Genomic DNA, 471 nt, shown 5'->3' with positions numbered 1-471 from the left:
CCACAGGCACGGCCATTTTCATGAGCGCCGGCAGGGCCAGGATCGAAGCCACCATGAACGCAAAGGCGACCAGGACGCCGGCCACGCTGTCCTTGCCCGGTTTGAACACGCCGCCGCCGATCATCCAGAAACAGGTAGCGGAAATGATCGATGCGGCGGGCCTATACAAGACGAACGCCACAAGCCAGCCGACAGATTTGTCATACCAATTCATCCCCCAATCGGTGTTGGTCGCGCTTGCCGAAAGCGGCAGCACCCCCGTCATGACTACCGCCATGCCGGTCCGGAAGATCATCAGTATCATCTGAATCAGCGTGCACAGCAAAGACGCTATGCCCAGGACAAGGACCATGACGTCACCGCCGGGCAGGCCGGGGCCGAACACGAAGTCCTTGGGTCCAGCCTTGCTGAACTCCTTGCCGCTAGCCCCATCCAGGAACCATGTGGAAACGGCGACGCCGCCCTTGAGAC

The 471-nt window shown here is 60.9% G+C and carries 1 pseudogene; it reads right to left on the bottom strand.

Annotated elements, in window-relative coordinates:
• Positions 1 to 471 (bottom strand): annotated as a pseudogene (locus CRD60_RS08865) (hypothetical protein); the annotation flags it as partial.

The sequence above is a fragment of the Bifidobacterium aemilianum genome, assembly GCF_003315635.1.
Lineage (GTDB): Bacteria > Actinomycetota > Actinomycetes > Actinomycetales > Bifidobacteriaceae > Bifidobacterium > Bifidobacterium aemilianum.
Note: the sequence above shows the minus strand (reverse complement) of the source record. Positions and strands in the feature narration are given on the sequence as shown.